This is a genomic window from Paenibacillus filicis (assembly GCF_038070315.1).
Lineage (GTDB): Bacteria > Bacillota > Bacilli > Paenibacillales > NBRC-103111 > Paenibacillus_G > Paenibacillus_G filicis.
In genome coordinates, this window is record NZ_JBBPCC010000008.1 from 37,547 (window position 1) to 62,902 (window position 25,356).

Annotated in this window: 28 protein-coding genes; 21 read left to right on the forward strand and 7 right to left on the reverse strand. The window is 50.8% G+C overall.

The genetic code is table 11. The features are described 5' to 3' along the window. Nucleotides 1–176 precede the first annotated feature (176 nt). The 6 genes from WMW72_RS13795 to WMW72_RS13820 all read left to right on the forward strand — a co-directional run bounded on the left by WMW72_RS13795 (nucleotide 177) and on the right by WMW72_RS13820 (nucleotide 7,475). Nucleotides 177–1,745 (forward strand): peptidoglycan DD-metalloendopeptidase family protein, encoded by a 1,569-nt coding sequence (locus WMW72_RS13795; protein WP_341416068.1) that lies wholly within the window; start codon nucleotides 177–179, stop codon nucleotides 1,743–1,745. Nucleotides 1,746–1,901: 156 nt separating this feature from the next. Then, complete coding sequence (yycF, locus tag WMW72_RS13800; protein WP_341416069.1) at nucleotides 1,902–2,639, forward strand: response regulator YycF; 738 nt, start codon at nucleotides 1,902–1,904, stop codon at nucleotides 2,637–2,639. A gap of 24 nt (nucleotides 2,640–2,663) precedes the next feature. Further along, a complete protein-coding gene (gene walK, locus WMW72_RS13805; RefSeq protein WP_341416070.1) occupies nucleotides 2,664–4,517 on the forward strand; it encodes a cell wall metabolism sensor histidine kinase WalK in 1,854 nt (617 codons plus the stop codon). Further along, nucleotides 4,514–5,806 (forward strand): YycH family regulatory protein, encoded by a 1,293-nt coding sequence (locus WMW72_RS13810; RefSeq protein ID WP_341416071.1) that lies wholly within the window; start codon nucleotides 4,514–4,516, stop codon nucleotides 5,804–5,806. Before walK ends, WMW72_RS13810 begins: the two co-directional genes overlap by 4 nt. A 30-nt stretch (nucleotides 5,807–5,836) precedes the next feature. After that, nucleotides 5,837–6,583 (forward strand): two-component system regulatory protein YycI, encoded by a 747-nt coding sequence (gene yycI, locus WMW72_RS13815; protein WP_341416072.1) that lies wholly within the window; start codon nucleotides 5,837–5,839, stop codon nucleotides 6,581–6,583. Nucleotides 6,584–6,671: 88 nt separating this feature from the next. Continuing rightward, the gene (locus WMW72_RS13820; RefSeq protein WP_341416073.1) at nucleotides 6,672–7,475 is read left to right on the forward strand and encodes an MBL fold metallo-hydrolase; all 804 of its coding nucleotides are present in this window, start codon (nucleotides 6,672–6,674) and stop codon (nucleotides 7,473–7,475) included. 26 nt (nucleotides 7,476–7,501) lie between these two features. Here the strand turns inward: WMW72_RS13820 and WMW72_RS13825 are convergent, their stop codons facing one another. Then, nucleotides 7,502–7,750 carry a hypothetical protein gene (locus WMW72_RS13825; RefSeq protein WP_341416074.1) on the reverse strand — a complete coding sequence of 83 codons (249 nt, stop codon included), beginning with the start codon at nucleotides 7,748–7,750 and terminating at the stop codon, nucleotides 7,502–7,504. 197 nt (nucleotides 7,751–7,947) lie between these two features. Between WMW72_RS13825 and WMW72_RS13830 the strand changes: the two genes are divergently transcribed. The 6 genes from WMW72_RS13830 (at nucleotide 7,948) to WMW72_RS13855 (ending at nucleotide 12,382) form a co-directional block, all read left to right on the forward strand. After that, nucleotides 7,948–9,237 (forward strand): S1C family serine protease, encoded by a 1,290-nt coding sequence (locus tag WMW72_RS13830; RefSeq protein WP_341416075.1) that lies wholly within the window; start codon nucleotides 7,948–7,950, stop codon nucleotides 9,235–9,237. A gap of 215 nt (nucleotides 9,238–9,452) precedes the next feature. Next, nucleotides 9,453–9,620 (forward strand): CxxH/CxxC protein, encoded by a 168-nt coding sequence (locus WMW72_RS13835; RefSeq protein ID WP_341416076.1) that lies wholly within the window; start codon nucleotides 9,453–9,455, stop codon nucleotides 9,618–9,620. Between the two features lie 122 nt (nucleotides 9,621–9,742). Further along, complete coding sequence (rlmH, locus tag WMW72_RS13840) at nucleotides 9,743–10,222, forward strand: 23S rRNA (pseudouridine(1915)-N(3))-methyltransferase RlmH (protein WP_341416077.1); 480 nt, start codon at nucleotides 9,743–9,745, stop codon at nucleotides 10,220–10,222. A gap of 646 nt (nucleotides 10,223–10,868) precedes the next feature. Further along, the gene (locus WMW72_RS13845) at nucleotides 10,869–11,189 is read left to right on the forward strand and encodes an XcyI family restriction endonuclease (protein ID WP_341416078.1); all 321 of its coding nucleotides are present in this window, start codon (nucleotides 10,869–10,871) and stop codon (nucleotides 11,187–11,189) included. A 123-nt stretch (nucleotides 11,190–11,312) separates the two neighbouring features. Then, nucleotides 11,313–11,969 (forward strand): Panacea domain-containing protein, encoded by a 657-nt coding sequence (locus tag WMW72_RS13850; protein ID WP_341416079.1) that lies wholly within the window; start codon nucleotides 11,313–11,315, stop codon nucleotides 11,967–11,969. Next, the gene (locus WMW72_RS13855; RefSeq protein WP_341416080.1) at nucleotides 11,969–12,382 is read left to right on the forward strand and encodes a hypothetical protein; all 414 of its coding nucleotides are present in this window, start codon (nucleotides 11,969–11,971) and stop codon (nucleotides 12,380–12,382) included. Before WMW72_RS13850 ends, WMW72_RS13855 begins: the two co-directional genes overlap by 1 nt. 437 nt (nucleotides 12,383–12,819) lie before the next feature. Here WMW72_RS13855 and WMW72_RS13860 read toward each other — a convergent pair whose 3' ends face one another. Next, complete coding sequence (locus WMW72_RS13860; RefSeq protein ID WP_341416081.1) at nucleotides 12,820–13,716, reverse strand: hypothetical protein; 897 nt, start codon at nucleotides 13,714–13,716, stop codon at nucleotides 12,820–12,822. 958 nt (nucleotides 13,717–14,674) lie between these two features. Beyond that, nucleotides 14,675–14,845, reverse strand: coding sequence for a hypothetical protein (locus WMW72_RS13865; protein ID WP_341416082.1), 171 nt, complete (start codon nucleotides 14,843–14,845; stop codon nucleotides 14,675–14,677). Between the two features lie 388 nt (nucleotides 14,846–15,233). Here WMW72_RS13865 and WMW72_RS13870 point away from each other — a divergent pair, with 388 nt between their 5' ends. The 4 genes from WMW72_RS13870 (at nucleotide 15,234) to WMW72_RS13885 (ending at nucleotide 18,115) form a co-directional block, all read left to right on the forward strand. Continuing rightward, nucleotides 15,234–15,914, forward strand: coding sequence for an MIP/aquaporin family protein (locus WMW72_RS13870; RefSeq protein WP_341416083.1), 681 nt, complete (start codon nucleotides 15,234–15,236; stop codon nucleotides 15,912–15,914). A gap of 473 nt (nucleotides 15,915–16,387) precedes the next feature. Continuing rightward, entirely contained in the window at nucleotides 16,388–16,546 is a 159-nt protein-coding gene (locus WMW72_RS13875; RefSeq protein WP_341416084.1) for a hypothetical protein, read from the forward strand. Between the two features lie 63 nt (nucleotides 16,547–16,609). Continuing rightward, on the forward strand, nucleotides 16,610–17,707 hold the full coding sequence (locus tag WMW72_RS13880) for an L-dopachrome tautomerase-related protein (RefSeq protein ID WP_341416085.1): 1,098 nt from the start codon (nucleotides 16,610–16,612) through the stop codon (nucleotides 17,705–17,707). Between the two features lie 243 nt (nucleotides 17,708–17,950). Further along, nucleotides 17,951–18,115, forward strand: coding sequence for a hypothetical protein (locus WMW72_RS13885; protein ID WP_341416086.1), 165 nt, complete (start codon nucleotides 17,951–17,953; stop codon nucleotides 18,113–18,115). Nucleotides 18,116–18,250: 135 nt separating this feature from the next. On the opposite strand, the gene WMW72_RS13890 is transcribed toward WMW72_RS13885, so the two are convergent. After that, the gene (locus WMW72_RS13890) at nucleotides 18,251–18,583 is read right to left on the reverse strand and encodes a DUF1904 family protein (RefSeq protein WP_254366601.1); all 333 of its coding nucleotides are present in this window, start codon (nucleotides 18,581–18,583) and stop codon (nucleotides 18,251–18,253) included. Nucleotides 18,584–18,774: 191 nt separating this feature from the next. Then, nucleotides 18,775–20,205 carry a MocR-like pyridoxine biosynthesis transcription factor PdxR gene (gene pdxR, locus WMW72_RS13895; protein ID WP_341416088.1) on the reverse strand — a complete coding sequence of 477 codons (1,431 nt, stop codon included), beginning with the start codon at nucleotides 20,203–20,205 and terminating at the stop codon, nucleotides 18,775–18,777. 217 nt (nucleotides 20,206–20,422) lie between these two features. Between pdxR and WMW72_RS13900 the strand changes: the two genes are divergently transcribed. Continuing rightward, nucleotides 20,423–20,971, forward strand: a complete 549-nt coding sequence (locus WMW72_RS13900; protein WP_341416089.1) for a pyridoxamine 5'-phosphate oxidase family protein — start codon at nucleotides 20,423–20,425, stop codon at nucleotides 20,969–20,971. A 129-nt stretch (nucleotides 20,972–21,100) separates the two neighbouring features. On the opposite strand, the gene WMW72_RS13905 is transcribed toward WMW72_RS13900, so the two are convergent. Together WMW72_RS13905 and WMW72_RS13910 are read right to left on the reverse strand one after the other, a co-directional pair. After that, the gene (locus WMW72_RS13905) at nucleotides 21,101–21,982 is read right to left on the reverse strand and encodes an AraC family transcriptional regulator (RefSeq protein ID WP_341416090.1); all 882 of its coding nucleotides are present in this window, start codon (nucleotides 21,980–21,982) and stop codon (nucleotides 21,101–21,103) included. 168 nt (nucleotides 21,983–22,150) lie between these two features. After that, the gene (locus tag WMW72_RS13910; RefSeq protein WP_341416091.1) at nucleotides 22,151–22,504 is read right to left on the reverse strand and encodes a DoxX family protein; all 354 of its coding nucleotides are present in this window, start codon (nucleotides 22,502–22,504) and stop codon (nucleotides 22,151–22,153) included. Between the two features lie 141 nt (nucleotides 22,505–22,645). Here WMW72_RS13910 and WMW72_RS13915 point away from each other — a divergent pair, with 141 nt between their 5' ends. From WMW72_RS13915 to WMW72_RS13930, 4 genes are all read left to right on the forward strand, one after another. Further along, on the forward strand, nucleotides 22,646–23,035 hold the full coding sequence (locus WMW72_RS13915; protein ID WP_341416093.1) for a winged helix-turn-helix transcriptional regulator: 390 nt from the start codon (nucleotides 22,646–22,648) through the stop codon (nucleotides 23,033–23,035). Further along, nucleotides 23,004–23,621 (forward strand): class I SAM-dependent methyltransferase, encoded by a 618-nt coding sequence (locus tag WMW72_RS13920; protein ID WP_341416094.1) that lies wholly within the window; start codon nucleotides 23,004–23,006, stop codon nucleotides 23,619–23,621. The genes WMW72_RS13915 and WMW72_RS13920 overlap by 32 nt, the downstream gene beginning before the upstream one ends. A gap of 168 nt (nucleotides 23,622–23,789) precedes the next feature. Next, nucleotides 23,790–24,950 (forward strand): tryptophan synthase subunit beta, encoded by a 1,161-nt coding sequence (trpB, locus tag WMW72_RS13925; RefSeq protein ID WP_341416095.1) that lies wholly within the window; start codon nucleotides 23,790–23,792, stop codon nucleotides 24,948–24,950. 108 nt (nucleotides 24,951–25,058) lie between these two features. Then, entirely contained in the window at nucleotides 25,059–25,283 is a 225-nt protein-coding gene (locus tag WMW72_RS13930; protein ID WP_341416278.1) for a hypothetical protein, read from the forward strand. Nucleotides 25,284–25,356: the final 73 nt, after the last annotated feature.

Here is a 25,356-nt window from a genome sequence, read left to right on the forward strand (position 1 = left end):
CGGCGGATCTTCCGGTCCCGGGCTGCAGCATAGCGTGCTGCGGGCAGATTCCGCGAGTCGGAAGCTCAGAGGCTGCCTTGAAGGATAACAACGCTTGGCGCAAGATGGCGCCAGCGGGCTAGTGGCAGGTATCGATAGGTCGAATGCGGCAAAAAACGGCTTAAAAGGAGAATAAAATGACGGTATTCAACAAGGGAAAGGATCGGTTCAAGAGCCTATTGGACAAGCTTCGTGCCAAAGGGCCGGGTGATCGGTCAAACAGCTTGACTGAAAACTTCAGGACAGAATCCAGTGATGAGAAGAATGAAAAGGGCAGCTTCACGATGGTGGAGCGTGTCCGTCAACATAAATGGTTGTTCGGGAAATCAGCTGCAGCCTTCGGGCTGATGATCGCAGTGGTATGGAGCGGTCATCATTATGTGCAGGCCAGTATGGTGGATTATTATCAGGTCATCGCCAACGGCGAAGAGATCGGCATCGTCGCCGACCCGTCCAAGGTCGAGCAGTTCAAGCAGGACAAGCGTGCGGAGCTGTCCAAGGTGTCATCTGATGTTAGAGTTGTCGTGGTGGAGCCGAGGATCGAATTGAAGCATGAAAGGGCTTTCAATGAGCAGACGGATGATCAGGCGGTGCTGGAGCGGCTGAGCGGCTTCTTCAGCTCTTATCCGGTAGGCATCGAGCTTCTCGTCGATGGTAAGCCGATGGGCGTGCTGAAGGACGAGGCGTCCGCACAGCAGATGCTGGAGCAGCTCAAAGCCAACGCCGTGGCCGCTTTGTCCAAGAAGAAGGAGTCCGGCAAGGTAGGCATTCTATCGGCATCGGCTAAGGAAGCTCCGGTATCGACTGAGCTGTTGAAGGCGGACTTCGTCCAGCAGGTCGAGATGAAGGAGATCCGGATTGAGGTAGAAGATCTGACTACGCCGGAGCAGCTTCAGACGAAGCTGGAGACGGGCAATATCGCGCCGACGAAATATACAGTGCAGGAGGGTGACTGCGTATCCTGCATCGCCAAGAAGCTGGATATTCCGAAGCAGGTCATCTACCAGAATAACCCGACAGTTACGAACGATATGATCAAGGTGGGGCAGCAGCTCGACCTGACGGTGCTGCAGCCGACGGTCGCCGTGCGCACGGTGGAGAAGGTTGTAGAGAACCAGGAGATTCAATACGACACCGAGTACGTACAGGATGACAATATGCGTCTGGGTGTCACGGAGACGCTCAAGACGGGCAAGAACGGCTTGAAAACGGTCACCTTCGAGTTAACCAAGGTAGGCGGCCTGCTCGAGGAAGAAAAGATCCTGAACGAGAATATCGTCAATACGCCGGTGAAGGCCGTCATCAAGCGCGGAACCAAGGTCGTGAAGGGCGAAGGTACGGGTAAGTTCGCCTGGCCGGTCTCCTCGCCGAATATATCGAGTACGTTCGGCACGCGCTGGGGCGCATTCCACAAGGGGATCGACATTACCGGCAACAAGAGCATCACGGCTGCCGATAACGGCAAGGTTATAGCGGCCGGTACGAAGAGCGACTACGGCAATTATATCATTCTCGATCATCTCAATGGCTACACGACTCTGTACGGGCACTTGAGCAAGATTCTGACGACTAAGGGCGCCATCGTAGAGAAGGGCGAACAGATCGGCATTATGGGCAGCACAGGCGACTCGACCGGGGTGCATCTGCACTTCGAGGTGCGGACTAATGATACGCCGCAGAATCCTTTGAAATATCTGAACCGCTAATCAGACGGATCAAGCATAGAACGATATACAAATGGGGGCATGGAAGTCGCTGGGAATGCGGCTATTCCATGTCTCTTTTTGCATGAGGATATGGTAAACTAAATAGAATGAATAGGCTTTCGTTAGAGGGCTGGAGACAGGCGGGTGAGACGTGCCATGGCAAAAATATTAGTAGTCGACGACGAACAACCGATTGCGGATATCTTGAAGTTTAATTTGGAAAAAGAAGGCCATGAGGTCATTCTTGCCTATGACGGCGGGACGGCGGTCGAGCTGGCTTATTCGGAGAATCCGGATCTGATCCTACTCGATCTGATGCTGCCGGTCAAGGACGGGATGGATGTATGCCGGGAAGTGCGCGCTAAGCTGAATACGCCGATCATCATGCTGACGGCTAAGGATAATGAGATCGATAAGGTGCTCGGACTAGAGCTGGGGGCGGACGATTATGTCACGAAGCCGTTCGGCACGCGCGAGCTGCTGGCCCGGGTGAAGGCCCATCTGCGTAGGCAGCAGAAGTCATCGGCTCCAGCTGGCAGCGGAGCGGCGGCCGTGGAGGAGAAGGCGCCACAGGGTCTGCGCATCCAGACGCTGTTTATCGATACGGATATGTATGTGGTGTACAAGGACGGCAAGCCGCTCGATCTGACTCATCGCGAGTTCGAGCTGGTGCAGTATCTGGCCCGCAACAGCGGCAAGGTCATGACGCGCGAGCATCTGCTGCAGGCTGTCTGGGGTTTCGAATACTTCGGAGACGTGCGGACGGTGGACGTGACGATCCGCAGGCTGCGCGAGAAGCTGGAGGACGATCCGAGCCGCCCCGAGTATATCATCACCCGCCGGGGGCTCGGCTATATGATGCGGAATACGAAGAACGGCGCAGGCGGGTACTAACGTGAACGGACGGTGCTGCGGACGATGAAAAGCATTCGTTTTTTCCAGTCGATCCAGGCCAAGCTGATTATTATCTACCTCTTGATGATCATGATCGCGATGCAGCTGATCGCCGCTTACTTCACGCAGACGCTGGAGACCTCGCTGACCAAGGACTACATCGACAATATGAACCGGCAGGCCCGGCTCCTGGCCCAGTATGCGGAAACGTATCTGGTGGATCAGACCCAGGATACGCCCAAGGGCGGCGGGAATGAACGCGAGACGAAGCGTACCTATGCGGACCTCAATCAGGTCGTCAACAGCTTGTTCGCCCGTACACAGGCGGAGATTCAGGTCATCGACGGCAACGGGCTGGTCGTGACGACATCGCTGGAGACGAACAAGTCGGTTATCGGCAGCAAGAATACGCAGACGGAAGTGACTCGGGCGCTGCAGGGGATCAAGGAGAATCAGCGGACCTTCACTGACCCCGGCGGCATTCGCAAGCTGGTCATCGCCAAGCCGGTCGGCTCAGGCACGAAATATATCGGAGCCATCTACATCGTCGCTTCCATGGAAGAGGTCTACAACACGATGAACCGGATCAACCGCTTCTTCATTACTGGGACGCTGATTGCTCTCGCGATGACGGCGGTGCTGGGCGTCATGCTGTCGGCTACGATTACCAATCCGATCAAGGCACTGACCAAGCAGGCCGGACGGGTGGCGGAGGGACGGTTCGACGAGCAGGTCCGCATCATGGGCAAGGACGAGCTCGGTCAGCTCGGTCAGACGTTCAACTTCATGATGGAGCGGCTGCAGGAGGCGCTGACGCTCAATGAGGAGGAGAAGGAGAAGCTGGCTTCGATTCTCGCCAATATGAATGACGGTCTGATCGCCACGGACGATAACGGCCGGGTCATCGTGATCAACCGGCGTGCGAAGCAGCTGCTGAAGGTTAATGAGGATACGACGCTGGGCATGCCGCTGGCGGAGCTGCTAGGCTTCACGCCGGACATCGTACGGCAGCTCGAATCCAGCGAGGATCACTCGGCGCTGCTGCATTTTTTCCATGAGGAAGAGGATGATCCGCTGTTCGTGAGGGTGACGTACACGACGATTCACAGCAAGGGGCGGGGAGCGGCCGGGACGATCGCCGTGCTGCAGGATGTGACGGGCCAGGAGAAGCTGGAGCAATCCCGGCGCGAGTTCGTCGCCAACGTCTCGCATGAGCTGCGGACTCCGCTGACGACGATCAAGAGTTATCTGGAGGCGCTGGAGGACGGGGCGCTGGAGGAGCCGCAGCTCGCGGGCAAGTTCGTCGGTGTCGCGCATAACGAGACGGAGCGGATGATCCGGCTGGTGAACGACCTGCTGCAGCTGTCCAGGCTGGATTCGAGACGTGTCACGATTGCTAAGGAGAAGACTGAGGTAGCCGAGATGCTGGACGAGGTGGCGGACCGCTTCTCGTTCCAGCTGGAGCAGCGGAATATTGCGGTCGAGGTGACAGTCGAGCCCGGCGTGCGGAGTATTATGCTCGACCGGGACCGGATCGACCAGGTGCTGGACAACCTCGTGTCCAACTCGATCAAGTATACGCCGGAGGGCGGCCACATCAAGATTCATGCAGGCAGCCCGGATACGGCTAGACTCGAAATATCCGTGCAGGATGACGGGATCGGGATTCCGCGCAAGGATCTGTCCCGTATCTTCGAGCGGTTCTACCGCGTAGATAAAGCCCGTTCCCGCGCGATGGGCGGTACAGGCCTGGGACTATCGATTGCCCGGGAAATAGTAAAAGCGCATGGCGGCTCTATTCAATTGGATTCCGAGCTCGGGCAGGGAACGAAGGTTACGTTCACGCTCCCTTACCACCAGGAGGAGGTCGTCCTATGATGGAGAAGCTGAAGACGGTGGCGCTGGCGCTGCTGGTGATGCTCAGTTTGCTACAAAGCTACATGCTGTCATACAGCTATCCTCAGCCGGAGCAGCCTGTCACAGAAGCGGAGTATGTGAAGACGGAGATGCTGGGCTCTCAGGCAACGCTTGATGAGATGCTGTTCCCCGATCAGATCGTCGTCCATCTGGGCAACCAGCAGCATACGGTGCTGTACCCGCTGGATAGGCAGTATACGGAAATCGTCAATACCGTTAAGCAGCGGAACATGGAGGGACTTCGCAAGAACAGTGTCAGCGCACTAGGCATCAACTGGGAGGATGTGCGCATGAAGCGGCCCGGAGTGGAGGTTCGCTTCCGGGACGGGCTGCCCCTTAGCGTGCTGAAGCGGATCATGCAGATCAAGGGCGATGTGCCGGTCGATAATGACGTCATTACCCGGATCTGGATCTTCGCCCAGACCGATCATGAGGTGCGGACGATTCTGTTCACGGATACGTCGAATGTCGTCTATGAGGTGACCAAGGCGGACTATACGACGAAGGATATCGAGGAACGATTCGTCGGGCCGGTGGGCACTCAACATATCCCTTACAAGCTGTTCCAGTCGGATATCTACCTGCCTCAGAAGCCGTTCCCGATGATGGCTTATACGATGGGCGTCTCGCAGCTTACAGTCGATCAGCTCAAGCGGACTTTTTTCGTCGATCCGGCGGTGACGCGGAATCTGACGGAGCGCGACGGCTCGGAGATCTATACGGACTCCAAGCGGGGGCTGCAGCTGAAGAATGAGCAGCACTGGATGACGTACTCGGACCCGGTCGCACCGGCGACGGATAACCGGATCGACTATCTGGGCGGGCTGCTGACGGCTGTGCAGTTTATTAACCAGCATGGCGGCTGGAACGGCAGCTATGGGGTGCAGCGAGTGCCGGAGAGGTTCCTGCCGGGCAGTCAGGCGTACGTGTTCCGGCAGTACTTCGGCTCCTTCCCGGTCATTAATCCGCGCCATGAAAATATCGGCTTTATGAAAATTACGCTGCAGAAGGATATCGTATCCGGCTATGAACGTTCCACGGTATCTCTGGAGCCCAAAACGATGACGTCCAAGGACGGCTCGCTGGCAGGCGGAGAAATCCTCGACGCGAAGCTGGAGCAGTACAAGAAGAAGTCGCAGATCGTCTCGCTGTTCCCGGCATACCGTCCGGTGATTACGGACAAGGCGTACGATCTGGTGCCGATGTGGGCGGTAGAGCTATACACGGGGGAGTATGAATTTCTGGAGTAGCGAGAGTCGTCAAGAGAAGGAGGGACGCCGATGGACTGGGGACGGGCCAAAACAATTCTAATACTGTCCTTTCTTCTGCTGAATATCATTCTGGCGGTCCAACTGGGCTCGAGCCGCTCGGATCTGCTCAATGACTTCGGCACGAATCCCGAGTCTCAGGCTCAGGAAGAGCTGCAGCGGCTGATGAAGCTGAACAATATTCAGATTCCGTCGGATATTCCGAAGGAGACGCCCAAGCTGAAGGAAATCGTCGTCAAGTTCGACGAGCGCTCCAATCCGGACAAGGCGATGGCGCTGTCCTCGCCGTTCAAGTTCGACCCGCTGATCAACAAGGGGACGTTCAAGGATATGCTCGCGAGGACGGGGATTCCGTATACCGAGTCGTACCAGTTCGATCCCGTCGCCAGCCGCAGCGGAGCTTATGTGTTCCATCAGCTCTTCGGCCAGCTGCCGATGTTCGAGGTGCAGCTGGAGCTGCTCGAGAAGGACGGCATCGTCACTTCGTATAAGCAGGGCTATGTAGAGGTTCAGTCGGAGGGCGTCCAGAAGGAACAGACGGTCATCTCGCCGTATATCGTGCTGGCGAGCCTGATCGAGAATTATTTACCTCCGGGCTCGGTCATTACGGGCGTAAGGCTAGGCTATCACGGTCAGGTGTACAACTCGCAGACGATGTATATGGTGCCATCGTGGCGCGTGTCGCTGAACAATGGCGATCCGTACTTCATCCACGCGATCAACGGAGCGGTGGAAGCTCCGCAGAACAAGCGGCCTTGATGCTTCTTGGAGGCTAAGTGTATGGTATTGGGCAAGGATCATCCGGCTGTTGGGCGGATAAGCAATTCAGGTAGAGTAGGAGAACAAGATGGGGATAAAATTTACAGTACTAGGAAGCGGCTCGACGGGAAATGCGACGGTCGTCGCAACCGATGATGGCAAGGTGCTGATCGACGCAGGCCTGAGCGCCAAGAAGGTGGAGCAGCTGCTGGGGGAGCGGGACATGTCGCTCAAGGAGATCGACGCGATTGTGATCACCCACGAGCACGCCGATCACATCAAGGGACTGGGAGCGATCGCCCGCAAGTATGACCTGCCGATCTACGCCAATGAGAAGACCTGGGAAGCACTGGAGAAGCACGTGGGAGAGATTGCCGATGCCAACCGGTGTGTGATGCAGACGGGTGAGGTGCGGGAGTTCGGCTCGCTGCAGGTGGAGTCGTACGGCATCTCCCACGATGCGGCGGAGCCGGTCGGCTACTGCTTCTACCATGAGGACCAGAAGCTGAGCGTAGCGACGGACCTGGGCTATATGAGCTCCAAGGTGAAGGAGAAGGTGCGCGACAGCGATGTGCTGGTGCTGGAGTCCAATCACGATATCGACATGCTGCGCGTCGGCCGTTACCCGTGGAACATCAAGCGCCGCATCCTAAGCGATGTGGGCCATCTCTCCAACGAAGCAGCCGGAGAAGCGATGCTCGATGTCGTCACGGAACGAACGAAGCGCGTGTACCTCGCGCACCTGAGCCGGGACCATAATCTGATGGATTTGGCCAGGCTGACCGTGAATAATGTAGTAGAAGACCGGCTCGCTGCGGATGATCACCGGGCGAAGCTGATGGATACGTACCATGACCGGTCGACAGCCTGGGACCGGCTGGGCGAGGAGTAGACGGTTGTCGGCTGTTTAGCTTAGCCTTAGCCGCCAAGGTCGGTGCTGGCGCTGCCCTCGGGTGTGAGTCCGGTGGCGTAGTCTGCGGCGTCGAGCTGCTCCAGCAGCCTGGCCTTATCGGTCAGCTCCTGCATCGTCAGGATGCCCTTCTCCTGCAGCAGCTCCAGTAGGGCGCTCAGCAGCAGGGTGCTGCGGTATTGATGCTCCTGCAGATCGGCGAGCTTGGCGATCCAGGCGATTTCGTCGAGATGCGAATGAATACGGTTGGCGGACATCGAATCATCCTTTCTTTCTACCTGTAAGAAACGGGGGTATGATTCTATTCTAGTCCGGTTTGTCTTCATCTATTCCTTTATTTTTAGTTTCGGAGATTCGTAGAGTTCGGTATCGGTGTATGATGGGTGAATATAGGAAGACAACCATTAACGGACGAGTCGCTTGGTGACAGGCGCCGTACAAGGGGGCAGCGGCGGTGAGTTTATTTGATGACGATTTCTATTCGACGAAAATGTCCCCCAGGGAAGCATGGCGTCTTCCGAAACGCGGACCGTTCGGTCTAGGGAAGCTGCCGCGGTGGGCTGTGCCTGCAGGCGGCGGTGCGCTCGCAGTTATCGTGCTGCTCGCACTGTACAGCGGCGGTGTGGGTGCCGGTGCGGCGCCGGAAGCGGTGCCAGCTATGGCTGGCTGGTCTGCAGGAGCCGGGGGAAGCGGCCCAGGTAAGGCCGGCGCATCCAGCTTCCCGGCAGCAGGCGCGAGCTCAGGGGCCGGGGAGAAGCAGATGAGCGATACGGTCGTAGGTGCAGCCGCTAAGGTGTGGCCTGCGGTCGTGAGCATCCTCGGCAGCGGCGTAGCCGGAGCGGAAGGCGGCAAGGGGCCGGCATCCGGCCAGGGACCGATGGGGATGGGCTCTGGCGTTATGTTCTCCCGCTCGGGCGATAAGGTCAGGATCGTGACGAATAATCATGTCGTCGAAGGCTTCAGCCAGTTGGACGTGATCATGCTGACGGGTGAGAAGCGCAAGGCGACTCTGCTCGGACGGGATCAGATCACGGATCTCGCCGTGCTGGAGATCGACGGAAGCGGGATCAAGCAGCTGGCGGAATTCGGCGATTCGGATTCACTCCAGCCCGGCGAGACCGCGATCGCGGTCGGCAACCCGCTAGGCGTAGGCTTTGCCCCGACGGTGACCAAGGGGATTATCAGCTGGCCTAAGCAGACGATCCCGGTCGCGCTCGGCCGCGAGGGTGAGCTGGACTGGGAGATGGAGGTCATCCAGACGGATGCAGCCATTAACCACGGCAATAGCGGCGGGGCTCTTCTCAACCTGGATGGCAAGGTGGTCGGGATCAATACGCTGAAGGTCGCAGGCTCCGGCGTGGAGGGTCTCGGCTTCGCGATCCCGATCAACCAGGCCAAGTCGGTGATCGAGCTGCTGATCAAGGATCATAAGGTCAAGCGCCCGTATATCGGCGTCGTCACGCAGAATCTCCAGGCCTTCAAGGGCGTCGATGAGCTGAAGCTGCCTCAGGACGTCAAGCAGGGTGTCCTGGTCATCGAGGCGTCGGGACCGGCCAAATCCGCAGGTCTTAAGGGAAGCGACGTTATCGTGGAGCTGGATGGCAAGGCCGTAGACAGCACACTGTCGCTGCGCAAGTATATTTATGGCGCCAAGAAGATCGGCGACAAGCTGGCGATCACGTATTACCGAGCTGGAAAGAAGCAAACGGTAACTGTGACGCTGGAGGAGCTGAAGGACCGCTAAGTGGCAGATCCTGCTGTCGTCCAGAGCCCCAGCCGGTAGGGCTACGGCGGCAGGGAAATGAACCATTTGGAGGTTGTGAGTTGGACCCTATTGGGTTAAACTAGAAGGACGGCATACGGTAACAAACCGATGCCCGGCAGGTGCAAGGATGACCTTGTTAACGCGGGGTATCCGCCTGTATGAGCGAAAAGGGAAGAGAAAAAGGGGTCTCGTTTATGCACGTAGTTTGTAAAGAGCACTTGGAATTGGCCATCGATATGTTCGTCGACGAATATGAGGATGCGCCGGACATCGTGGATCTGCAGCAGGTTACATTCAGCGATTGGACGCCGCCGGAGCACTGCGAGCGGTGCAAGGAAGCGGGAAGATTTCTGGTCGTATAATAGGGAAACCGGGGGAGAGGGTCGGAAGCGGCCTTCTTTTTTGTTTATAGATAGATGTAGATGGTAGATTAAATTGTTGCACGTGGAACTATTTGGAAATGTGAAAGCGAGGACAAGCACTAGTGAATATTCAGATCGTCTCTGTTGGAAAGTTGAAGGAATCCTATCTCGTGCAAGGCATCGCCGAGTACACCAAGCGCCTGGGCCCCTACGCCAAGCTGCAGCTCGTCGAGGTGCCCGATGAGCGGGCACCCGAATCCATGAGCGCCGCCGAGGAGGCGCAGGTCAAGCAGCGCGAGGGCGAGCGCATACTCGGCCACGTGCGTAGCGATGCCTTCGTCGTGGCGCTCGCCATCGACGGCCGCCAGCTCTCCAGCGAGGACCTGGCGCGGCAGCTCCAGGATCTGGCCACGTACGGGCGCAGCCATGTGGCCTTCGTCATCGGCGGCTCGCTGGGGCTCGCCCCAGAGGTGCTGTCGCGTGCCGACCTGAAGCTATCGTTCGGGCGGATGACGCTGCCGCATCAGCTGATGCGGCTGGTGCTGGTGGAGCAGGTGTATCGGGCGTTTAAGATTATGCGGGGGGAACCGTATCATAAGTAAGCACAAAGTCATCATTTTGGAGAGAAGCATCAAAGAATAATTCGATTTCTTTAATGCTTCTTTCTGATGGGGAGTTACCGAGATTAACACTTATCGTTTTGATTACAGAATGCAATATTTCCTTTTGCTTATCGGGCTGTGAGCCAAGAATGGAACTCCTATGAGGAATTCTATAAATGGTCGATGCAGAATGGTTATTCTGAGGATATGAGCCTAGACCGTATTGATAACGATGCAGGATATTCTCCAGATAATTGCCGATGGACGGATAGAGAAACACAGGACAACAACAGGCGTACTAATATCAAAACTACACTCAACGGAGAAGAACTTACTTTGATGCAAATTTCAAAGAAGTATAAAGTACCTTACGAAACTATAAGGGGTCGTTTTTGGCAAGGGAAAAGGGACATTGAGTTAATCTGTTAATCAGACGGAGCGGGATAATACCCGCTCCACTATTACCATTAAATGTGTACATATTGTGAACTTTTGTTGTTATGGTTGCAAAAGGGGTTTCAAAAGGCTGATTGCTATGGAACTAGTTGGGCGGTGGGGGAGGGTAGTATATATAGTATATATAAGTACATATACTGAGCCTTCTTTGAAGCTAAGTAACACTTAATATATTCTCCTAAAGTAGAGCATGTATGGTATTAAGTCGATAAATTATAAAGTCAGGGAAGGTCATCAATCGGATTGGATTGAAATTAAAGGTGGCACTGATGGAGCAAATGCGCACAACAGGCTAGGTGAAGCTGAAAAGAGTCATCAGAAAGCAAAGGACCAAGGTTTTCGTGAATGTTGGACATTGTTGGGCGGGATGGTTGACGCAAAGCTAGCTGCAACTGAATCTCCAACTACTGATGAATTTTTTCAAATTGCTTTGCTTAATGACGATGCTTCTGAAGAGTACCAAAGATTTAGGGAGCATATTGTTGCACTGGTCGGCATAGTGGATGAATAGTATAAAGTGAGAACTAAATAATTTAATTAAGAACACATGTTTCCATAAATGATTGACAATTAGATTGGGTATGATAAAATTAAGTACGGTGTGACAAATTTCGAAACAGGAGGTGTATCCGAAATGGTTATTAGTGCGACTGATGCAGCAAAATGGTTCCTTCAAAACAATCTAGATGTTCCTAGAAACACTTTTGATGGAAACATGAAGTTGCAAAAGATGTTGTACTTTTCGCAACTTATTCATCTTGCGAAAAACGGGGAACCACTGTTCGGAGAAAACATCTTAGCATTCAAAAATGGTTCTGTAGTTGAAGAAGTGCGACAGGCTTATCAATATCAACATTATGAATTGCTTGCAGCGGCAAGACAACAAAGTGTTGATTATACTCCCGAACAGCTTGAAACCTTTAGAATTGCAGAGAATATTTATGGGCAATTAAGCGCCAAAAAACTTTCGGAAATCAATCATATGCATCAGTCTTGGATAAGTGCGTTTGAAAATTCGCAAGAAGGAAGATTTTACAATAAAGAAAAAAGCATTATGCCTCTCGAAGGATTACTCGTTAATGAAGTTCCAATGACCAAAGAAATGTTAAACACATATTCTAACTATACATTTAGTGACAAATATGAGGTTGTAAATGGGATCAAGTTTTATTATAATCCCGAAGAAATCGCACTAACAGCAGATGTCATGGCGCTACTTGAATCGTTTAACGGGCCTGATTCAGCGTACAGCGTATATAGAGACGAAACAGCAGGAATAGTTATTTACTGATGACTATTCAAGCTAGGCAGGCTCTTTTATTAAAATCCTTTTTTGCACGAGGAGCCGAGTGTTCTTATCCCCGCCCGTTTATTGTTATTGAGAACACCGGCTCTGTTATTCGTGCAATAAATGTCTCATCTATAGAGCCATCCAAGTTACATAAATTAGGTTTCCCCTCTAACAAGGAAATACCCAACTGTATTCCTCCACTAGGGAAGCCCAGTTTTGCTCAGCTTGACGAGATTTATGAATTTGAAATCTTTGATGGGTTCGAAAAAGCAATCTTGGCTGGCGGAAGACAGTTAAATCAAACTTCATTTGATAACTTATTGGAGCAACAGTCTGTTTACGGCAGAACTAATACAATACTTACATGTTCGGTTCCTGTTCAAGAGATAAAATCGAGAAACCCACATTTATGAGAAAAAACGCTGGCTCTTTGAAGTCAGCGTTTTTTTGCCTTGATTCTCCTGAGAGAATGGGTACCTATATTGAAAAATATACAATGTACTGCTGATACTTGTGCTTAGGTATTGTGCGGTGAACCCTACCATAAGTGACGGCGAAAAGTTTCCTTGGTGGGACGCTTGGGAATGTTATAGGCGTGTGATATAAAGGAATTTACTGAACCTATGAGACCTTGAGTTTCAGAGGCGTTTTAGTTCTTTCTGACTGGAAAATAACCTATTATTTTCTATATTGTGGTACGGATGATCTTCCAATGCCTCTCTTGCTACTTGCTGCGCGTAGGAATACCGAGCGAGCGCCCAATTTGTCCTGCGTTAAACATGTTGAAGCGAAGCTTTAGCTCCGTGTTGACTTGAACTCCTTATAACAATGTTGCATCAGGGCAGCAAAATCAACCATCCGATGGGGTGTACTTCTCCACGTCCGGCTCGAATGCCGCTCCACTCGCCAGGTCCAGTTCCACGTGGGTGGTTCCGCGATCGTCGGTCAGCACGATCATTCGCGACCCCACGGCGGGAACGCGATCGGCGCTGGTGCGCATATGTGCTGAGACGACACGAGGAGCACCGTCAACGATATAATTTACCTCAACCGTGAACAGCGGCAAATTAAAGAGCCAACGGTTAGTAAAATTCAACGCGCTCAACGTCCCGGTGCATGACAAACCCTCCACGCGGAGTCGCTCGATGTCCGCCTGACGCCGCCGGGCGTGGGCGATAGAGCCGGGCAACCGCAGGAGCGCGATAGCGGCCCAGAGGGCGAAGCTAGCTCCGACGACGGCGCCGAGCTCTGGCGGGATTGTCGGCGATGTCGCTATGGCCTTGAGATCAAAGGGGCGCGACAGGTCGCTTGTCAGCGTCCAGAGCAGGAGGACTCCCGAGACTGCTGCGAGCCCTCCTGCTACCGATAGCGTCGCGAACAGGCCGGCCACCCTGTTCTGTCCGAACTGCTCAATCGATAGCGAGTACACTCCGCCGGTCGTACCGATCGCGACGAACAGCAGCAAAACGGCGACGCCCACTGTGACCGGATGACCGAGGAGCATGCTGATCGCCGGTGTCGGCGCCATGCCGAACAGTGCGCCGAACGGCACAGAGCCTGTCAGCGCCCACAGTGCAGCGGCTGTAAGCAGCCACGGCATCAGCGGAGCCGCGCGTCCGACGCTATGTCCCGGCCGGAGCATAGTCATCCGTCCGTTCTTATCCGTGGTGGAGAACAGCGGCAGCGTCTCGATATGTTCTTGCTGCCCGTGCTTCTGCTTACCCTCCGCAGCATCCCTCATTGGCATCGCCCTCCCGAGGAAGATACTCGCACCCTGAGCGGCGGAGGGGGATTCCCTGCGACGCAGCCGGGACGATCAACTATAAAATGAAGGAGCTTCTTCCCTGTTTCTTCCTCATTAATGAACGTTTTTTTGTAGGTGCTATGATATTCTAGGTGCCTTAATAGAAAGTTCAACTTCCTATTATCTTTGTACTCAGCCATACACATCTTCACCCCCAATATTTCTTATCTATATTTTACCACTATAAGGTTGCCCGCTGTAAGTACCCCCAAGTCGACATGCATTTCATTATGGCGTGAGCAACTAACAGATTCTATAGTTGAACGAAACAAGCAGATCCCCGGAGCAGCTGTTCCTTTCGCATTTTTGCCGATCGTATCGTTAAATTGAACCGTACCATAAGTGACTGGGAAAATTCTTTCCGCTTGGTCTTTCAGCTATTGTTTCACCTCCTCGTCATGCGCTCCGGTCTGCGTGAAGCAGGTAGTCGTTGTCTTACAGTACCGTGACTTTGTACGCTTGGAGTCTTCCGCCAACGTCGAGTAACTCAACGTACTCGGGGTAACTTCCCAGAAGTCCTTCGCTTTTGCGTTTTTAGCCCGACGTTACCGAATTCGCGGACGTTGTCTCCCATTTCGAGAACGACAATATAGCCGTTCCAGCCCAATGAAACTCGATCCTATCTTCGGTCTCCAGTTAGTCCCTTGGTTGCAGAAAGTAGTGCTCGACCTGGTCAAGGAGTGCCGCCGGAAGTACTCTGGCGGGGCGCAGGCCGTGCAAGTGCTGTATCGGCTGTTGACCTAATATAAAAGCGGGTGAGGCAACTCCGGAGCGTCTCTTCCAGAGTTGCCTCGATAAATAATATTCCGCTTGAAAACGGGAGGAGGAATGGAATAAGGAGACCGGCAAAAGTTTTGAGAATTTGATTCACGTACAATCTCATAAGCACGATCAGAACATGTCAGCCGTTTGTCTGTTCAACGGATCTTCTTTCCTTCCGTTGCCTCCGTCTGAGCATTACGGACACATACCCAATTCCGATCAAAAATACCGTTGTGGTGACGATGCTGCCCTCCAAGCCGAATGCCCCGCCCGTCAGCCAATCCGGTCCGGCGAGTTGGAAATGGAACAAATGCCCACCCTCTGCCGCGCTGCCACCGACTTCCGCCCCGTAGATGTTGCCTAAAGCCCAGTTCCATAACGCGTGCCAGGCACAAGCTCCCCAAAGCGATCCTTCCGCGATGCGATAGAACGCAAGAAATAACCTGAACAGAAATAGATTGCAGAGAACCAAAGGTATGGCAAAATTTGGCTTAACCGCTCAAGGGGCAGATTTTGTTACGCTAACGAACAAGATACTTTGCTCAAAGATACGAAGCTGATCGATTAGTTTCCTATCGGGATAATTCAATACAGCTGTAAGCTCAAAACAGAGCCTGCAGCCGTTGTCGCGCTCATGTTCAGAATCTGTCTAGATTTCCAGCATATAATGATAGCAAACGATCTTGGGAGGGATAGAATTGCAATCATTTAAAAAGTATGTGGCCGAATTCATCGGCACGTTCGTGCTCGTTCTGTTCGGCTGCGGAAGCGCAGCCACGGCGGGGGGCGAGCTGGGGTATCTGGGCATCGCAATGGCTTTCGGCCTGTCGATCGTGGCGCTCGCCTACGCGATCGGCCCGATTTCCGGCTGTCACGTCAATCCTGCCGTATCGCTCGCCATGCTTGTCAGCCGGAAGCTTTCTGCCAAAGATTTCGTCGGCTACGTCGTCGCCCAGGTCGCCGGTGCTGTCGCAGGCTCGGCGCTGCTATACGCGATCATCGACTCGACGGGCAAGGCGGTGACAAGCCTCGGTCAGAACGGTTTCGGCGAAGGCTACGGCATCGGCATTACGGCGTTGATGGCCTTTGTGGCGGAGATTGTCTTGACGTTCGTTTTCGTCTACGCCATTCTCGGCGTGACCTCGGAGTCCAGCAACGGTAGAGTCGCCGGGCTGGTCATCGGCTTGACGCTCGCGTTCGTACATATTCTCGGCATCGGCTTGACGGGGACTTCGGTCAATCCGGCGAGAAGTTTCGGACCGGCGATCCTGCTCGGGGGGGAAGCATGGTCCGAGCTGTGGGTTTTCGTCACGGCTCCGTTCCTCGGGGCACTGCTGGCGGTGGCCGCTTACCGGCTGCTGAACGTTCGCAAAGCCTAGCGATTCGCCGAAAGGTAGACGCCGCGCTACCCAAGCTGCTGCATCTACCGCTTGCAGCGGGACGCAGGCTGCCGGGCTCGGCGCTTAAGCTGGTTTTTGAATAGTAATTATCTTAATTGCACTAAGTCAGACAGCGGCAGTCTAGAACTTTGAAATCTTTATTTTCCCTAAACACGGGCCACTGCCGCGATTCCGGGCTGTGGCTCGATTTTTTTCATCTGTATTCAGGCAAAGTGTCCTTAATTCTTGTCAAGATTTTGTGCATGGTATAAAGGCTTTGGCTTCTTTATAAGCAGAGAAAGGGTGGCGATTACGCGCCGCAGAGCATTTTTCGCCGATAGACCCGTTAAGCTGAACCTTATCATAAGTGACGGCGAAAAATTAGGTTGTCAAGAAGGGGGGAGAGACCCGTAGGAGTAATGGAGGAAGATGCTATAGAGATATGTTTGTCTTCCATTAAGGAGAATAGAGCGATGAAAGATTTAGTTAAGAATATTATTTATTCAGCTATTAGAAATCTTTTTGAAAACAACAATGACTTCTTCGCTTTTTCAAGTGAGACAAATATGACGGAATGGAATCTAAGTCATCATTTAGCAATTGAGTTGATAGAAAAATTTATCAAGAATTAGGCACTACAAAAAATTTTCATCATATATAGGTGATATCTGTTCGGATTTGATGAGGAGGATATCATGCAACCTATGTTACCTATAGAAAAATATTTTGGGCAGTTTGAACGGGTGCATGCTTTTTATGGAGCTATGCCTACAGGTGTCAGCGTTTCCGAAACCGGTCGTATTTTTGTTTGCTTTCCGAAATGGGGAGACGACGTTCAATTTACTGTGGCGGAAATTGTTGAGGGTGAATTGCAGCCTTATCCCAGGTTAGAAACCAATTTGGTTAATACCGGAAATATTACGATGTCTTTCGTCAGTGTCCAAAGTATCGTTGCTGATGGAAGAGGAACACTTTGGGTACTGGATACAGGGGCACCAAATTTTTCTGAACCTATTCAAGGGGGAGCAAAATTAGTTGCTGTTGATTTAAGCACGAATACAATAAGGAGAGTATACACCTTTACAGAAGATGTTGTCTTGCCAACAACTTATCTGAATGATGTCCGTTTGGATTTTCGGGTTGGAAGAGCAGGCTATGCATATATAACGGATTCTTCTTCCAGAGGGCCAGGTGCTATTATCGTCGTAGATTTAGAAAATGGGAACGCGTTTAGGCGGTTAAATGGGGCCATATCAACTTCACCTGATCCCTATTTTTTACCGAAAGTAGAAGGTCAAATTTTGATGAATCGAAACCCGGACGGCTCGACTTTCCCATTTAGATTGGCTTCCGATAGTTTAGCGATTTCTCCTGATGGAAAGGTTTTATTTTATGCTCCGTTAACCAGCCGTCAGCTGTTCTCGATCTCAACAAAAGCCCTAAGAGACAGAAGGATACAGGACATGGATTTATCCCAATATGTGCAGTATTGGGGGGAAAAAGGTGCGTCTGATGGAATGATCACCGGCGCAAAAGGAACCGTTTATGCGGGAGACTATGAAAACAACAGCATCCGGAAGATATTGCCGAATGGCGCAATGGAAACCATAGCACATGACCCGAGAATTTTATGGCCGGATACTTTTTCGATTGGCCCCGATCAATACTTATATGTCATTGTGAATCAATTACATCGGCAGGCGAGATTTCATTATGGAAGAGACCTGCGGGAAAAACCATATAGTTTACTTCGTATGAGAATTGATGAATTCCCTGCTCCTACCTTTTCATAATAATCTTAAACGAAGGGAGCTATCCCTCATAGGGAGCTAGCCATCACCAGCTCCTTTCGCATTTTTCGCCGATGGCCCCGTTATGGTGAACCGTATCATAAGTAGGGCGAAGTTTTTTACCTTAATCGCTCAAGGGGACGGCGCTAACTGGCGATATAACGACAGTAAGGAAGCGAAATCTATGATGAGTAAGAGGCAAAATTTTCATCATTTTAGTTCTTAGTTGCTGGAAGGAGAAGAGAAATGGCAGAGATTCTTTTATTACACCACGCATTGGGACTGACAAAGGGTATTAATGCTTTCGCCGACGAGCTCAGAGGGACGGGTCATACTGTTCACGTTCCTGACCTTTTCGACGGTCATTTGTTTACCACGATCGATATGGCCTATGTCAATGAGATCGGCTAGGTCGGCTACTCAACTAATGGGTAGCCTCCTACCCGATTATGGTTAATAATATGGCGGTAGCAGCAATAATATAGAATAGTTAGTGAAGTTAACCCCGCACCAAAGAACTCTTCTCCCACTACCCCAATGAATCAGCTAGGAACTATACCGGCGTCCATTCATATAAAAATTGTCCTCGCGGCCAACACGGAAGGAAATCTCCAGATCGGGTATACCGAGTGAACGGACATGCCTATCAATCGCCTCGGCCATCTTATCGCGCACCTCGTCCCCCCGCTCAAACCACCATACATCTATGAAAGGGTACGAATCGGTATATTTCCCGTCGAATATAGCGGTGACGTGCAGACACTCCAAGGTGAAATTATCCGTTCCGCATTGGCATATTGCGGCCATCTCCTCGACGAGCGCTATACTAATCGCACGTATGCCCTCGGCTGGAATTCCTCTAAAAATTAATTGCGGCATCTAATATCCTCCTAACGATATAGCTATACCTTTGTCATTTTCTTATTGTAAATGTACAAGTCTGTCTGTTGCAAACGGAGAATACTTCGCTTAGCGTAAATGACAAAGCTGCGTCCGATGTATGACCCGGGTAGAGCTGTGAAGAAATTGACCTCCTGCTTCAGTTCCCTTGCTAAGCCTAGCAAAATATTCTATAAGATCAACTCCGCAAGACGATGGATCCCCTGCTCAATCGATGCTTCATCTACTTGTGCAAACCCCAACACCCATCCCTTTCGGTTGCTTTCCAGACAGTAGGGTCCCAGAGGGTATACACGTATTCCCTTTTGGAGGGCTAACTTTGTCACGCTTTCTTCGTCGTAGGACTCTTCAGCTTCAAGTAACATATGCAATCCCGTTTCTACTCCACTTAGGGTGAAACGCTCCCCTAAACCGCTAGCCATAATAGCCTTGGTCATGGCTTCGTGTCTTCGTCGGTACACATTTCTGACTCTTCTCATATGGCGCATAAAATGCCCGTTCTGGATGAAATGAGTTAGTGTTAGCTGATCCATAATCGGAAGATGACGGTAGGTCAGCTCCTGTACCCTGGCTAGTTGAGCTATGGCCTCCACAGATCCAACGATAGCTGAAATACGAATGCCTGGAGCAATCATTTTCGAAAAACTCATGAGGTATAGGGTGTTGTTAGGAGCCTGACTAAACAGCGTTGGGAGCGGTTCCCCGCGATATCGAAATTCACTATCATAATCGTCCTCGATGATCCAGAATTGTTCCTGAGCGGCCTTATGCAGCAATTGTTGCCTGCGCGGCTCCGACATCACGACCCCGACCGCGCACTGGTGCGAAGGCGTTGTAAAGATCAGTTTGGATTGGGGGTGAATATCCTCAACCACTAGACCATACTCATCAACGGGGACAGGTACCACATGCATACGCCGATATGTCATGGCCATCCAGGAAGCTGGAAACCCGGGATCTTCTACAGAAACAGTGTCCCCATCAGTTAAAAGAGATTGTGCGATTAAGTCAATACTATGCTGAGCCCCGGAGGTCAACAAAATCTGATTGGTTTGGATATGGATGCCTCGTTCAAGTGATAAATAACGCTGAATTTGCTCACGTAATGGTGGGAACCCATAGGGGTTACCGTAAGCCCAGTTTGATACATCCATGGCACTCGATGCGTGGAGAAGCGATTGTCGCCAGGTCTTCTGAAATTGTCCATCCAAATAGGGTTCATGGGGACTAAAGTCAATTTCCACTTCTCGATGTTCTTTGCCTCTGAACCAGTCATGTAATTGATCGACAGCCGAGTTCAACAAGGGAAGTGAGGGGGGGATGGGGCCATCTGCTGCTATTTCCTTCGTAGATTCGGTGACTTGCTTCCAATGACTAACCCGCGTTCCTCCTCGGCGAGATGTAACCGTATAGCCGCGGCTTAGCAATTCCTCATAAACGATCTGTATAGTTGAGCGAGAGACGCCTAGCATATGAGCAAGTTCGCGGGAAGGAATCAGCAATTCTCCTGGCGCCCAGGTTCCGCTAGTAATATGTTGAATCGCTTGATCCAGCAATTGCTGCCAGATGGGTCTCTGATCATTACGAATGATTTTCAACATCTTACACACCTCCAAACTTAGAAGTTCGAATCCTAAAGCATCATTATGGACTGCTTATAATTGTTAGTTTGGATATTTTAACACCATCCATTGATTGATATACTACCGTAATAACGCTGGTATCTGCAACCTAGTCTTGCTGCATTCCAGAAGAGTATTGGAGTTCAGACAGGTTGGAGTAGGATGAATATCTTACAAGCGAAAGGGAGAGGTTGAAATGGATTCGATTCGTTACAAGATTAGGGACTGCCGGGATCAAGAGAAGATTGAAGGTTTCCTTCGGCAAGCGAGAACGGGGTATCTTGGGTTGGTTGATGGGAAACTACCCTATGTTGTACCGCTTAATTATGTGTGGACTGCAGGGAAGCTCTACTTTCACGGGGCTGGAAATGGAAGACGTAATCAGGTCATGAGTGAAAATCCAGAGATATGTTTTACGGTATGTGAGGAATATGGAACGATCACGGATCCGGTTCCTGCCAAAACGGATACGGCTTATATGAGCGTCATGATATTTGGTCAAGCAGAGCCCATCACAGATTTGGACGAAGCCACCCATGTACTTCAGGAAATGATCAATAAATACGTACCTGGCTATTATAACCGCCCCTTGTCGAAGCAGCATGTCGACAAGTATAGGTCGGCTGTGTTTGGCGGACCGGTTCAAGTTTGCCGGGTTATTCCTCGCCATATGACGGCAAAAGAAAATCCTGTTGAAGCAGAAAAAATGCATAGCACGGTCACGAACGCCCAACGAGAGAGTTAATGACAAAACACTATACGACGTACGACAACATGACTGCCCTCGGGACCAAGTTCCATCATATGAATGGGCATATAAGTGAAATATGAAGAGAGCAACACGTAGTGACAGGCACTCGTATTGCTCTCTATTCTAAGCACCCGGCTTCTTAACGACAGGGATCCAAACTTCTATTTCATACAGGTTGTTGCCTCGATCGTAAGTCATTTCAAATTCGTGTCCGTTTGCGAATTCGTAATTAGAGCTAGGGAACCATTCCCCCCAAATTCTTCTCCACAACTCATGAATCCCGCTCTCTCCGTCGAGGAAGAGGCCAGTTGAAAAAATAGCATAGGTTTGTGGGGGAATTTGAAGCTTTTCGAATCCTTGCGGCAAGCCACTTTGAGGCAAGAAATAACCGATCATATAAGAGAATTTTTGGTTTTGGTGGTTATATAATACCCCATGAATCTGGCCATTTTCCCCTAGGCCTGCGGCCGCACGGATACGATCTACGGTTCCGTCGGATACACACTGGCTCCAAAAATTAGGGATTTCAACAAATGGTTGTTCTAAGTGATCTTCATCAGTGTTGATTACAGTCGAAACGCCAAACATGTCAAAACCTTGTTTTTCCTCGATTTTGTAGTTCATCTCTACATCTCCTCGAATCGAAATATGAAAGGATAACCGAGGATAGGCCTTAAGTGCAATGCCTTTTTCGCGCGCAGAGATGGGCATTACACCATGCATTTTTTTGAATGCTCTGGAAAATGCCTCGGGTGATTCGTAACCATACTTCAGAGCGGTGTCAATAACCTTTGTATCACTCTGTTGCAGATCGAATGCGGCAAGGGTTAACCGTCTGCGCCGAATATACTCCGAAAGTGGCACGCTGGTTATAAACGAAAACATCCGCTGAAAATGGTAAGTGGAGCAACAAGCGATCTGGGCTACTTGGTCGAAATCGATTTCTTCAGATAAATGTGTTTCGACATATTCCATTGCGTTATTCATGCGGTTCAGCCAATTCATCTGTATCCTCCTTTCAAGGTTTACTATAAGGGATGTTGAAGGAGGGTACCTTGCAATCCGTGCACAGAAATATCATGTTCAGCTTGGCAACCGGGACGGAGATGAGTCCAAGCTTAATGGCTTTCAGCGAAGCGAAATCATGGGCATGAATCCTGTTTGTTGCTTGGCTTAAAAACGACCGATAGCAACGAATGCAGCTAATGCGAAGAAGACAATATTCACGCCAATGTCTCGATATTCCTTGCGTGCAATATGGAATACAGCCCCGAAAAAAACAATGGCGGCAAGTCCCGTTGCGGCAATCGGCGTCCATATAGGCGCGATATTCAGCGCTAGAGGTAGAATGAGTCCAAGTGCCCCGAGTAATTCGGCTAACCCGATCAAGAGGACAAACGTTTGGGGAACGTCCTTTACCCAACCCCAAGATGCTTTGGCCTTGTCATACTGAAATGCCTTCAACCAGCCTGAGTAGACAAAGCCTAGTGCTGCAAGCCCTTGAACGATCCATAATGCGATATTCATGAATGATGCCAACCTCCTTATTTTCCACGTTCTCTAAAGGTATAATAAACGTAAGTACTTGAATGAAGGAAGTAGGCACTTTTTCTAAACCGAGTAGATAAAAAGTTACCTTAACAGAGCAAGGGAAAGTGGGAGGCTCCAATGAAAGAATATTGTAAATTTGAATCAGCCCTAGAGATTTTAATAGGAAAATGGAAGCCAGTCATTCTGCTTCAGCTTATATCGAACGGTACCCTGAGATTCAGCGAGCTTCAAAAAGCAATACCGGATATCAACAAAAAGATGCTTACCCAACAACTAAGAGAACTGGAGTACAACGACATCGTACTTCGCGTGGCATATAACCAAATCCCTCCAAAGGTAGAGTACTCGATATCGGAATACGGCAAGGGGTTAAGCACGGTGTTACAGGCCTTGAATGATTGGGGATCGGCTCATATGGAGCATATGAATGAGCTATACGGAGCAGATCGTTCAGGAAATACATCTAGTGAAGAAGATGAGGGAGATACAAATGGGAAATACGGATAAGTTCGAAATGATAGCTAACATGTATGACACTCCGGAAAGAATCCAAATTGCCAAGGTATCCTCAGCTGCTATCCGTGAATATTTAGTTGATGCTACAAGTAAGCATGCGATTGATTTTGGTTGTGGAACGGGCCTTGTCGGAATGAACCTGTTAAATGAGTTTCATTCCATGCTTTTTCTGGATACATCCCCAAATATGATTCATCAAATCAAGCAAAAAATTTCGGATTTCCATATTCAGCATGCAGATACATTGTGCTTTGATTTTGAAAAGGAAGGTTTATCGGAGTTACGTGCCGACTATATCTTTATGGCTCAGGTTCTCCTTCATATTCCTGATGTTGAATTCGTTCTATCCAGATTATTCGATGTTCTAAATGAAGGAGGACATTTACTAATCGTAGATTTTGATAAAAATGAACATATCGTTTCCGATATCGTTCATAACGGGTTCCATCAAGAGGAGTTAACCGACCTGATGACGAGAATTGGATATAGGGATATTCAATCCAAAACTTTTTACACCGGAAGTAAGCTATTCATGAATCAAGATGCATCGATGTTTATTCTTGATGCTCAGAAATAAGCTTCTAGATAAGGGTATGTGCTTAGTTCCTAAAGTGATTTAGGGACTTTTTTTTCTGAAGTATCCTTGGTTTAGGGAGGTCAAATGTAATTCAGACCTAAAGCAATTTATGGTAAGATATTAGGTATGAATGACCATTTCTACATTCAATTATGGAGGCGCTTACTTATGGGTCAACAATTGCAGCAAGAGGGATACTTTGGAGAGTTCGGGGGCAGCTTCGTCCCGCCGGAATTGCAGGAAGTGTTGAGTTATTTGAGTGAGCAATTTTACAAATTTAAAGATGATCCGGATTTTAAGGAAGAGCTTCGCTATTACCTGCGCGAATATGTGGGCCGCGAGAATCCGCTTACCTATGCGGAGCGGCTGACCAAAGCTTGGGGAGGCGCGAAGATTTACTTGAAGCGCGAGGATCTGAATCATACGGGAGCGCATAAGATCAACAATGCGATTGGCCAGATTCTGCTCGCTAAACGGATGGGAGCCAAGCGGATTATCGCGGAGACCGGTGCCGGACAGCACGGTGTAGCTACGGCAACGGCCTGCGCCATGTTTAATATGGAGTGCATCATCTACATGGGAGCTGAAGATACGCGGCGGCAGGCACTTAACGTGTTCCGGATGGAACTGCTCGGCGCGACGGTTGTACCGGTCGATAAGGGCCAAGGACGATTGAAGGACGCGGTAGATGAAGCGCTCGGCGACTTGGTCCGCAATTATAAAAATACATTTTATTTACTCGGTTCCGCAGTGGGTCCGCATCCGTTTCCGACGATGGTCAAGCATTTTCAGGCGATTATTAGCGAGGAATCGAAGCGGCAGATTATAGAGAAGGAAGGCCGTTTGCCCGATGCCGTGGTGGCTTGCACAGGCGGTGGAAGCAATGCGATCGGAGCATTCGCCCACTACATCGACGAGCCGACCGTTCGCTTAATCGGCGTTGAGCCCGACCAAGCGCCATCCTTAACCGAAGGTGTACCGAGCATCATTCACGGCTTCAAGTGCTTGGTGCTGCTAGACGAGGAAGGCCAGCCGAGGAAGACCTATTCGATCGCTGCGGGTCTTGACTATCCAGGCATTGGGCCGGAGCATAGCCATCTGAAGGTGACAGGCCGGGGTGAATATGCAACGGTCTCCAATGAGGAAGTGCTGGAAGCGTTCCAGGAGCTGTCTCGCACAGAGGGCATTATCCCTGCCTTAGAGAGTGCGCATGCTGTTGCACACGCGAAGAAGCTGGCACTGACGATGGATCAGGATCGAATCATCATCGTCAACCTGTCTGGCCGCGGGGATAAGGATGTCGAACAGGTGTATCAAATGCTCAAATAAAACATATGGATGCAGCACTAGGCAGCTGATCTTTGCCCCGCGGAGCTTATTTGTAGACTATCGCTAAGAAGAATGTTTAATAATTGTACGAAAGGAAGAGGCTGCGTGATGGATATTACGCCACAAGAAGAACAAATGATTAAGGCTCTCCGTGAGGCTGCGCTTCCCCCTTTATATGTGCTCATTCGGATTAGAAACGATATTTCAAATGACACGGTGAATGTTGAGGAGAGCCGAAGGAATGATGTTGTAAAAACATTAGAAAAATACATTGGTCCGCTATGGGAAGACTATCATGAGGGTAAGAATTCGCAAGCCGAAGAAAGACCTTAACGAATAGTTCTTAACTAATGCACTTGAATTGAATAGTTCATGATATGTAACCAGGCTGCCGAGTATATCGACG